Source organism: Nakamurella sp. (genome assembly GCF_048594475.1).
Classification (GTDB): domain Bacteria; phylum Actinomycetota; class Actinomycetes; order Mycobacteriales; family Nakamurellaceae; genus Nakamurella.
Genome location: NZ_JBMDXT010000380.1, coordinates 20,681 through 29,466, shown reverse-complemented (window position 1 = coordinate 29,466; position 8,786 = coordinate 20,681). Strand labels below are relative to the sequence as shown.

10 protein-coding genes and 2 tRNA genes are annotated in these 8,786 nt (G+C 73.1%); 7 read left to right on the top strand and 5 right to left on the bottom strand.

Features of this window, described 5'->3' with window-relative positions; translation table 11 throughout:
* Positions 1–48 precede the first annotated feature (48 nt).
* From ACOJUF_RS17125 to ACOJUF_RS17115, 3 genes are all read right to left on the bottom strand, one after another.
* Positions 49–121, bottom strand: a tRNA-Thr gene (locus tag ACOJUF_RS17125).
* Positions 122–253: 132 nt separating this feature from the next.
* Entirely contained in the window at positions 254–2,809 is a 2,556-nt protein-coding gene (locus ACOJUF_RS17120; protein WP_420123031.1) for a putative bifunctional diguanylate cyclase/phosphodiesterase, read from the bottom strand.
* Between the two features lie 313 nt (positions 2,810–3,122).
* Positions 3,123–3,204 (bottom strand) — tRNA-Tyr (locus ACOJUF_RS17115).
* A 181-nt stretch (positions 3,205–3,385) separates the two neighbouring features.
* Between ACOJUF_RS17115 and ACOJUF_RS17110 the strand changes: the two genes are divergently transcribed.
* The 3 genes from ACOJUF_RS17110 (at position 3,386) to rarD (ending at position 5,324) form a co-directional block, all read left to right on the top strand.
* A complete protein-coding gene (locus tag ACOJUF_RS17110) occupies positions 3,386–3,877 on the top strand; it encodes a YajQ family cyclic di-GMP-binding protein (protein WP_420123030.1) in 492 nt (163 codons plus the stop codon).
* A gap of 43 nt (positions 3,878–3,920) precedes the next feature.
* Positions 3,921–4,232 carry a hypothetical protein gene (locus ACOJUF_RS17105; protein WP_420123029.1) on the top strand — a complete coding sequence of 104 codons (312 nt, stop codon included), beginning with the start codon at positions 3,921–3,923 and terminating at the stop codon, positions 4,230–4,232.
* A 159-nt stretch (positions 4,233–4,391) separates the two neighbouring features.
* Complete coding sequence (gene rarD / locus ACOJUF_RS17100) at positions 4,392–5,324, top strand: EamA family transporter RarD (RefSeq protein WP_420123028.1); 933 nt, start codon at positions 4,392–4,394, stop codon at positions 5,322–5,324.
* 8 nt (positions 5,325–5,332) lie between these two features.
* Here rarD and ACOJUF_RS17095 read toward each other — a convergent pair whose 3' ends face one another.
* Positions 5,333–5,671 (bottom strand): hypothetical protein, encoded by a 339-nt coding sequence (locus tag ACOJUF_RS17095; RefSeq protein ID WP_420123027.1) that lies wholly within the window; start codon positions 5,669–5,671, stop codon positions 5,333–5,335.
* A 16-nt stretch (positions 5,672–5,687) separates the two neighbouring features.
* Between ACOJUF_RS17095 and ACOJUF_RS17090 the strand changes: the two genes are divergently transcribed.
* Together ACOJUF_RS17090 and ACOJUF_RS17085 are read left to right on the top strand one after the other, a co-directional pair.
* Entirely contained in the window at positions 5,688–6,302 is a 615-nt protein-coding gene (locus tag ACOJUF_RS17090; protein ID WP_420123026.1) for a hypothetical protein, read from the top strand.
* A gap of 14 nt (positions 6,303–6,316) precedes the next feature.
* Positions 6,317–7,054, top strand: coding sequence for a class F sortase (locus ACOJUF_RS17085; RefSeq protein ID WP_420123032.1), 738 nt, complete (start codon positions 6,317–6,319; stop codon positions 7,052–7,054).
* A 12-nt stretch (positions 7,055–7,066) separates the two neighbouring features.
* Here ACOJUF_RS17085 and ACOJUF_RS17080 read toward each other — a convergent pair whose 3' ends face one another.
* Positions 7,067–7,786 (bottom strand): hypothetical protein, encoded by a 720-nt coding sequence (locus tag ACOJUF_RS17080; RefSeq protein ID WP_420123025.1) that lies wholly within the window; start codon positions 7,784–7,786, stop codon positions 7,067–7,069.
* Positions 7,787–7,903: 117 nt separating this feature from the next.
* On the opposite strand from ACOJUF_RS17080, the gene ACOJUF_RS17075 reads away from it, so the two are divergent.
* Positions 7,904–8,212, top strand: a complete 309-nt coding sequence (locus ACOJUF_RS17075; protein ID WP_420123024.1) for an ArsR/SmtB family transcription factor — start codon at positions 7,904–7,906, stop codon at positions 8,210–8,212.
* Positions 8,209–8,751, top strand: coding sequence for an SRPBCC family protein (locus tag ACOJUF_RS17070; protein ID WP_420123023.1), 543 nt, complete (start codon positions 8,209–8,211; stop codon positions 8,749–8,751). The genes ACOJUF_RS17075 and ACOJUF_RS17070 overlap by 4 nt, the downstream gene beginning before the upstream one ends.
* Positions 8,752–8,786 lie beyond the last annotated feature (35 nt).

The following is an 8,786-nucleotide window of genomic DNA, read 5'->3' as shown; positions in this document are numbered from 1 at the left end:
AAACGACGCGGGCAGCGAAGTTGTTCCGCTGCCAGCGCCGCTGTTCCGAGCCCCTTTACGGAATCGAACCGTAGACCTTCTCCTTACCATGGAGACGCTCTGCCGACTGAGCTAAAGGGGCGGAGTACTGCGCACTGCTGGTACTGCCGGTGGTGCCGACCGGTGATACCGGCCGTTTCAACTCATCGCTCCGGGTAACCCCGGGAGCCCGGACTACTTTACAGCACGAACGGGGGTGCTTCGAACCGCGTCGTCAGCTCATCATCCGGAGCACGTGCGTGGTCGATGCGGGGTCGTAGATGCTGACCGTCCGGGCCTGCAGCCACGCCTCGAACCGGTCCAGCGGCACGGGCCGCGAGATCAGGAATCCCTGGACCTCGTCGCACTCCATCTCGCGCAGCGCGTCCCGGGCCGCTTCCTCCTCGACGCCCTCGGCGACGACCCGCAGTCCGAGCGAGTGCCCCAGATCGACGATGGCCCGCACGATGGCCAGGTCGGACAGGTCGGTGCCCATCCCCTGGACGAAGGACCGGTCGATCTTGATCTCGTCGATCGGCAGTCGCCGCAGGTAGGCCAGCGACGAGTAGCCGGTGCCGAAGTCGTCGACCGACAGCTTGATGCCCATGGCGTGGAGTTCGCGCAACACCGGCAGCGAGTGCTCGGGGTCGGTCATCACGTTCGACTCGGTGATCTCGAAGGTCAGCAGGTGGGCGGGCACCTGGTGCCGCCGCAGCGCGGCCGCCACCGTCGTCGGGAAGTCGGCGGCCAGCAGGTTGTGCACCGACAGGTTGACCGACGCGGTGATGTGCAGGCCCGCGCCGCGCCACTGCGCGAGCTGGGCGAGCACGCTGTCCAGCACGTGTTCGAGCAGGATGTCGATGGACCCCGTGGCCTCGATGGCCTCGACGAACTCCGCCGGCGAGACCAGCCCGAACTCCGGGTGCATCCAGCGCACCAGGGCCTCGACCCCGGCCAGCTCCCGGTGACCGAGGTCGACCTTCGGCTGGTAGTGGACGATGATCCGGCCCTGCTCGACCGCCTGCCGGAACTGGGTGACCAGCTGGAACCGGCGCCGGTACACCTCGCCCATGCTCGGGCGGTAGATCTGGATGGACTCCGTCCTGGCCCTGGCCGCGAGCATGGCCATCTCGGCCCGCTGCAGCAGCGTGCTGGGTTCCACGGCGCTCTCCGCGCCCACCCCGCCGGGCACGAAGGCGATACCGACGGCGCACTGCGGGTCGACCTCGATGCCGTCGATGGAGTAGCCCAGGCCCACGGCGTGCAGGATCCGCGCGCCCAGCGCGGTCAGATCGCACTCCGTCAGGGGGTCCATCAGGACGGCGAACCGGTCGGCCTCGATCCGGGCCACCGGCCGGTCCGGGCCGACCAGGCCGACCAGCCGGTCCCCGGCCAGCCGCAGCAGCTGCTCGCCCCGGTCGTGCCCGAGGGCGTTGTTCACCTGCGACAACACGTCCAGCTCGACCAGCAGGATGGCCGCTCCGCGGCCCTGCGCCAGCCGGTCCTGGGCCGCCACGATCAGCCCGACCCGGTTGCGCAGGCCGGTGATCGCGTCGTGGTAGGCCTCGTGCCGCAGGGACTCGAGCAGGCGCAGGTTGTCCAGGGCGGTGGCGACGTGGCCGCCGAGGGTCTCCAGGACGCGCAGATCGTCGTCCCGGAACCGGTCCCAGCGGCTGAGGCGGTCGCGCAGCTCGAGGTACCCGCGGTCGCGGTCGCCCGATCGCAGGGGCACGACCAGCACGTCCCAGGCCTGGCGCTCGGCGAGTGCGGCGAGCACCTGGGCGTCCATGGTCCGGTCGGTGGACACCCGCACCCGGCCCGCGGTCCGCGCCTGGGCCAGCAGCGGGTCGCCGTCCCGCAGGGCCGGCTCGGTGCGGATCCCGTCCGGTCCGACGGCCAGGGTGGCCAGCTCGCCGGTGCCCTCGTCCAACCGCAGCACGGCCACCTCGGCGTTGAACTGGTCGCGCACCTGTTCCAACACCGCCCGCCAGCCCTCGATGGCCGGGCCGACCGCCGCGACCTGGCGGACGAAGCTGTACATCCGGGTCAGGTCGGCGTGCTGGCGCAGGAACACGAAATACGTGCGATAGAGCACGGCCAGGACGCCGGCCAGCACCACGCAGAGCCAGGGGCCGAACGGTCCGGCCATCCAGACGGTGTAGCCGGCCAGGGCGAAGGTCACGATGGCCAGGGCCGAGATCATCGAGCGGACGATCACCTTGCCCAGGGGTTCCGCCGGCCCCAGCATCCGGTACGTCAGGCCGACCGCGATCGCCGACAGCAGTGCCCCGGCGAGCACGCCCAGGGCGACGGCCAGGTACTGCAGGCCGGTCGCCGACCCGGCCGGCGGCGATCCGGCCAGCGTGACCACCACCAGGGCCGCGGCTCCGGTCTCGGCGGCGATGAACGACAGGTTGACCGCAATGTTGCGCCAGCTGTCGCGGCGGAACAGGAAGACCAGGGCCCCGGCGAGCAGATGGGTGAGGCCCACCGTCCAGGCCGGCAGGAGCAGCAGGCCGAGCACCATCGGCAGCTCGGAGCCGCTGACCAGCAGGGTCTCCCGGCGGACCTCGATGTGCAGCGGGAACAGCTCGCCGATCAGGAACGCCACGAGCAGGACGAGCATGCCCAGCAGCAGGTGGTCCGGTTCCACCGCGTTGACCGAGAGGCGGACGACCGGGATCCACAGGGCGACCGCGGTCACCGACACGATCAGGGCGACGATCGGGAAGACCTGCGCCGCGGAGTAGGTGCGGCGGGGCGCGTCGGCCGGGCGGAGGTCGGCGGTCACGGTCACCCCTTTCCTCCACGTCATCCGGTCTGGTTCGACGGATGGGATCCGGCGGATCGCGTGGCTGGCGCAGGGACGGACGGGCACGCCGTTTCCCCGACGACGCCCCGAATTATGGCAGCACGTGCAGGGCAGCGGCGCGATGGGTGGATGTGTTCACCCGAAAGGCCTACAAATTCCCTGCAGTGTCCACGAAACGCAGCCACACGGGACGGGACACTGAGTGCGCGCCGGCTCGGACCGGCGGGCCCGACCCGGCCCGCACACGACAGCGGGCCCTCTCCGGGGAGAGGGCCCGCTGTCGGTCGTGCGGTGGCAGGTGAGGGATTCGAACCCCCGTAGGCAATGCCGGCTGATTTACAGTCAGCTCCCTTTGGCCGCTCGGGCAACCTGCCGTGGTCCCGTGGTTCCGGGCCCGGCACAGCGTACCGGTCGTCCGCCCGGGAACCGAATCGAGCTCGCGGCGGCCCGCTCTCCCGCCGCGACCCGCACCCGTGGGTGTTGGATGGAGGGCCGGGTCCGCCACCGATGCGGGCCGGTGCACAGGTCCGCGAGGGTGAGCAAAGGAGTCAGGTCGTGGCAGACGCCTCGTTCGACATCGTCAGCAAGGTCGACCACCAGGAGGCGGACAACGCCCTGAACCAGGCGGCCAAGGAGCTGTCCCAGCGGTTCGACTTCCGGGGCACGGACACGACCATCGCCTGGGCCGGCGAGGAGGGCGTGACGATCACCTCCAGCACCGAGGAGCGGTGCAAGGCGGCGATCGACGTCTTCAAGGAGAAGCTGGTCAAGCGCGGCATCTCGTTGCGGGCGTTCGAGGTCGGCGAGCCGTCCGCGTCGGGCAAGACGTTCAAGGTCACCGGGACGATCGTCCAGGGCATCGCCTCGGACAAGGCCAAGGCCATCGCCAAGCGGATCAAGGACGAGGGCCCCAAGGGTGTGCAGGCGCAGATCCAGGGCGATCAGCTGCGGGTCTCGGGCAAGAAGCGCGACGACCTGCAGGCCGTCATCGCGCTGCTGAAGAACGCCGATCTGGACATCGCGCTGCAGTTCACCAACTACCGCTGACGCAGGTGCGGGCGCCGGGCCGCGGGGCCGGAAGGGACCACTGATGTCCGCCTTCGAGCTCGTCGCCCTGATCGCGCTGGGGACGGCGGCCGTCGCCGGCCTGATCGTCGCGCGCCGCCGATCGGCCCGGCCCCGGGGCACGGGCCCCGGTCCCTGGTCCGACACCGGCGCCTCGGCGGGCACCGCGACGGACGGCGACCGGTCGCACGGTGGCGGCGCGCACGGCTCGGGACACGACGGCGGGAGCCACCACGGGGGCGGTCATGACGGTGGGGGCAGCGACGGTTGGGGCAGTGACGGCGGGGGCAGTGACGGTGGGGGCAGCGACGGAGGAAGCGATGGCGGTGGCGACTGAGGGTCCTGGGAACGATGCGGCTCCGCCGTCGCCGCATCGCCTCCGGCCCACCCGTCCGGTGCCCGATGGTGGCCCCGCCCGCTCGGCCGACTCCAGGAGGGATCCGGCGGGGCACCGCCCGCGCCCCCGCGCCGGCCGGGCCGGTCGCCGGGCGACCGGATGACGACCCCCGCGCCGCTTCCCGAGCGGCCGGGTGGCCCCACCCCGGTCCGCTCGCGGGGCCTGACGTACGGCCTGATCGCCTACGGCCTGTGGGGGCTGTTCCCCCTCTACTTCCCCCTGCTCGAGCCGGCCGGCGCGGCCGAGATCCTGGCCCACCGCATGGTCTGGTCGCTGGTGGTGTCCTCGATCATCCTCACCGTCGTGCGCGGGTGGCGGGCGATCGTCTCGATGCGCGCCCGGACCTGGGGCCTGGTCGTCGCCGCGGCCGCGCTGATCGCGGTGAACAGGGGCATCTACATCTGGGCGGTGAACAACGGGCGGGTCGTCGACGCCGCCCTCGGCTACTTCATCAATCCCCTGGTCAGCGTCCTGCTGGGGGTGTTGATCTTCCGGGAGCGGCTGCGGCCGGCCCAGTGGACCGCGGTCGGCCTCGGCGCCACCGCGGTCCTGGTGCTCGGGGTGGCCGGCGGTTCGTTCCCTTGGGTCGCGCTGACCCTGGCCGCATCGTTCGGCGTCTACGGGCTGGTGAAGAAGGTCATCCCGCTGGCCCCGACGGCCTCGCTCACCGCGGAGGGACTGGTCCAGGTGATCCCGGCGGTGATCTATCTCGCCGTCATCACCGCTGCCGGGACGTCCACCTTCGGCGCGCTCGGTACCGGGCATGCGCTGCTGATGGCGTCGTCCGGCATCGCCACCTGCGTGCCGCTGCTGGCGTTCGCGGCCGCCGCCCAGGCCCTGCCGCTGTCGGTGCTGGGGCTGCTGCAGTACCTGACGCCGGTCATCCAGTTCCTGATCGGCGTCGTCTGGTTCGGCGAGCCGATGCCGGCCTACCGTTGGGTCGGCTTCGCCCTGGTCTGGCTGGCCCTGATCGTCTTCACCGCCGACGCCCTGCGCCGGGCCCGCCACACCGCGGTGGCCCGCCGGGCCTGAGCCCGGGCTCACGCATCCCGCGCCCCGCCAATCCCCCACCCAGAGGTCGACGAATCCCCGGGTACCGGGATCGTCCGACCGAGGGGAGCATTGATGCGACGCACATCCGTGGCCGGCGGGGCGGCGGTGGCCTGCGCGGTGGGGGTGCTCCTGGCCGCGCCCACCGCGGCGTCGGCAGCGGCGTCGGCAGCGGCGCCGGCTTCGGCTTCGGCTTCGGATTCGGCTTCGGATTCGGCTTCGGCTTCGGCTTCGGCTTCGGCTGACCAGAGCCGGTCGTACCAGGCCGCCCTCGACCCGATCACCGCGAACAAGGTCACCGGCCGGGGCGCCTCCTGGATCACCGTCACCGGCACCACGGCCGAGGTGAAGATCCAGGTCGACGGGCTGCTCGACGGCGTGCCGCACGCGCAACACATCCACGTGGACGCCGCGGGCCGATGCCCGGGCGTCGCGCAACAGCACAACGGGCTGCCGTCCATCACCGTGGCCGACGGGGCCCCGCTGTACGGCGGCATCGGCACGTCGTTGACGGTCGACGGCCCGACCTCGGCCGACCACGGGCTGGACGTCACGCACTTTCCCCAGGCCGGGTCCTACACCTACAGCCGGACCATCGACCTCGACCCGAACGTCGCGGCCAACCTGGCCCGCGGCACGGCGGTGCTCGTCGTGCACGGCATCGACTACAACGCCAACGGCGCCTACGACGACGTCCTGGGGGCCAGCGAACTGGATCCGAGCCTGCCCGCCGAGGCGACCGACCCGGCGCTGTGCGGCACCTACCGTCCGATGCAGATGGCCGCCGTCCCCGACGGGGCCGCGGACACCGGTGGCGGGTCGACCGCCGTCGCCGCGGCCGGGTCCGGTGGGGGCACCCCGTCGGTCGTCACCGGTCCGGTCGCGGCCGCGCTCGCCGGCGGTGCGCTCGCCCTGCTCGCCGGCTTCCGGCCGGCCCGGACGCGGCGCGCGCGGGGGTGACCGCCCCGCGATCGATGGCCCGCCGGGCCGCCCGCACCGCCGGCATCGTCGGCGTGGCGCTGCTGCTGTCGAGCTGCGCGGATCCGGCTCGGTCGACGACCGGCGCGGCTCCATCGATGACGCCGTCGGTCGCGCAGCCGAACGCACCGTCGCTCTCACCGTCGGCGTCGCTCTCTCCGTCGCTCTCACCGTCGGTGTCGCTCTCACCGTCGCCGCCCCCGGCACCGTCGGCGCCCACACCTGGTCCGGCCCCGGGCGGGTCCGCCGGCGCGCCCGACCCGGTCCTGCCGGCGTCGACTCCACTTCGACTGTCGGTGCCGGCGATCGGGATCGACAGCCCGCTGGTCGATCTCGGGCGCCATGCCGACGGCACGGTCGAGGTGCCCTCACTCGACGATCCGGACGCCCGGCCCGGGTGGTACCGGGACTCCCCGACGCCGGGTGCGCTCGGGCCGGCGATCATCCTCGGTCACGTCGACTCCCGCCGGTTCGGGCCGGGCGTGTTCTACCACCTGGCCGCGCTGCACCCGGGTGACGCGGTGGACGTCGCCCGGGCCGACGGCACCGTGGCCCGGTTCGTGGTCGACGAGGTCCGGCAGGTCGCCAAGCAGGACTTCCCGACGCTGGAGGTCTACGGCAATCTCGACCACGCGGGCCTGCGGCTGATCACCTGCGGCGGCGAGTTCGATCCCGCGGCCGGTAGCTACCAGTCGAACGTGATCGTCTTCGCCTCGCTCGTCGGCTCCGCCTGACCGGGCCGCGGGTCAGCCGTCCGGCGCGCCCGACCCGAACGCGGTCGACGGCCAGCCGAAGCCGGGGGCGCCGGGAACCAACGTCGTCACCTGCGCCGGGTCCGGCCCGGTCTCGGGGCCGGAGTCGGCGGCGTCGGTCGGGGCGGTCCCGGTGTCTTCGGCCCCGGTCGTGCCGACCGGACCGGCCGGCGGGATCGCGTCCGGCGCGGACGCCGAGGACGGGGCCCCCGGACCGGTTCCGGTCGACCCGTTCGACGGGAGGGACGCACCGGTCGAGTGGATCGGAGCCACCGTGGCCGGCGCCTCAGGACCGATCCGGTCGGGCTCGGACGAACCGGCGACCAGCACCACGGCCGCCATGCCGGCGGCCGCGGCCGCCCCGACCGTTGCGACGAGGACCAGGGCGGCGCGCCGGGTCCGACCGGCCGGCGGTGGGCCCAGCACCCGGCCGACCTGCTGGTGCCCGCCACCCGACGGCGGTCGCGGCCCGACCGGCGCCCGGACCACGGCCGGAATCAGCGCCGGCGGTACGTCCCGGGGCGGATCGGCCGGCCGGGCCGGCGGCATCGGGTTGTCGTACACGACCCGATGCCACCCGGTGGGCCGCTGCTCGGGCAACGGACCCGGACGCCGGTCCCGGGCGGCGGTGGCCACCCGGCGGGACATGCCGTCGGGGCGCGGGGTGACCGGGCCGGGCGGGCGCATCCGGTTCCGGGACCGTTCGATCGACACCTCGGCTCCCCTCGACGGCGGCGGCTCGTTCGACGGGATTCGGGGCCGGCGGCGATCCGGATGGGCGCCCGCTCATATTCCTTGACACGTATATGCTCCAGCGGGCATATTGAGGCCATGACCGAGGCCACCTGGTCGGCCCTGGCCGACCCTCACCGCCGGGCCGTGCTTGACCTGTTGCGCTCCGGCGAGCGCGCGGTGGGCGAGGTGGTCGACGCCCTCCGGCTGAGCCAGCCCCAGGCGTCCAAACATCTGCGGGTGCTGCGGACGGCCGGGCTGGTCCAGGTGCGCAAGGACGCTCAGCGCCGGCTGTACCGGCTCGATCCCCGGCCGATCGCCGAGGTCGACGCCTGGCTCGCCCCCTACCGGCAACGCTGGAATCAGAGCCTCGACCGGCTCGAGGAGCACCTGGAGGAACACCCATGATCGTCGACCCGGGCAGCTACGTGGAGCATGACGGACGCCCCGCCGTGCGATTCGAACGGACTTTCACCGCCCCGCTGCCGCGGGTCTGGGCCGCGGTCACCGATCCGGCACAGCTGCCCGCCTGGTTCCCGTCCGCGGTGCGGTACGAGCCGGTCGCCGGGGGTGCGATCGTCTTCACCGGCGACCCGAACCTGCCGGAGCCGCCCGAGGTCGACCGGGTGCTGGTCTGGGATCCGCCGCACCGCTTCAGCTTCGGGTGGGGGGGTGACGAGATCCATCTGGCACTGGAGGAAACCGGCGACGGCTGCCGGCTGGTGCTGCTCAACGTGCTGGCGGAGCGGAACACGGCCGCGCGCAACGCGACCGGCTGGCACGGCTGCCTGGCCGAGCTGGCCAAGGTGGTCGCGGGCCGGCCCGGCGGCGGCCCGCACGCGGCCCCGGCCGCGGACTTCTGGCCGATCTACGACGCCCACATCGCGCGCGGGCTGCCGCACGGCGCGTGGATCCCCGACGAGGTGCTGGCCGCCCGCCCGGCGTGACGGGACCGGCCCCGCGCGGACGAACTCGCAGTCTC

Excerpts from the sequence above, each read along its gene's own strand:
- ACOJUF_RS17105 (WP_420123029.1), top strand. The coding sequence starts at position 3,921 with ATGTCCGCCTTCGAGCTCGTCGCCCTGATCGCGCTGGGGACGGCGGCC.
- rarD (WP_420123028.1), top strand. The coding sequence starts at position 4,392 with ATGACGACCCCCGCGCCGCTTCCCGAGCGGCCGGGTGGCCCCACCCCG.
- ACOJUF_RS17085 (WP_420123032.1), top strand. The coding sequence starts at position 6,317 with ATGGCCCGCCGGGCCGCCCGCACCGCCGGCATCGTCGGCGTGGCGCTG.
- ACOJUF_RS17075 (WP_420123024.1), top strand. The coding sequence starts at position 7,904 with ATGACCGAGGCCACCTGGTCGGCCCTGGCCGACCCTCACCGCCGGGCC.
- ACOJUF_RS17070 (WP_420123023.1), top strand. The coding sequence starts at position 8,209 with ATGATCGTCGACCCGGGCAGCTACGTGGAGCATGACGGACGCCCCGCC.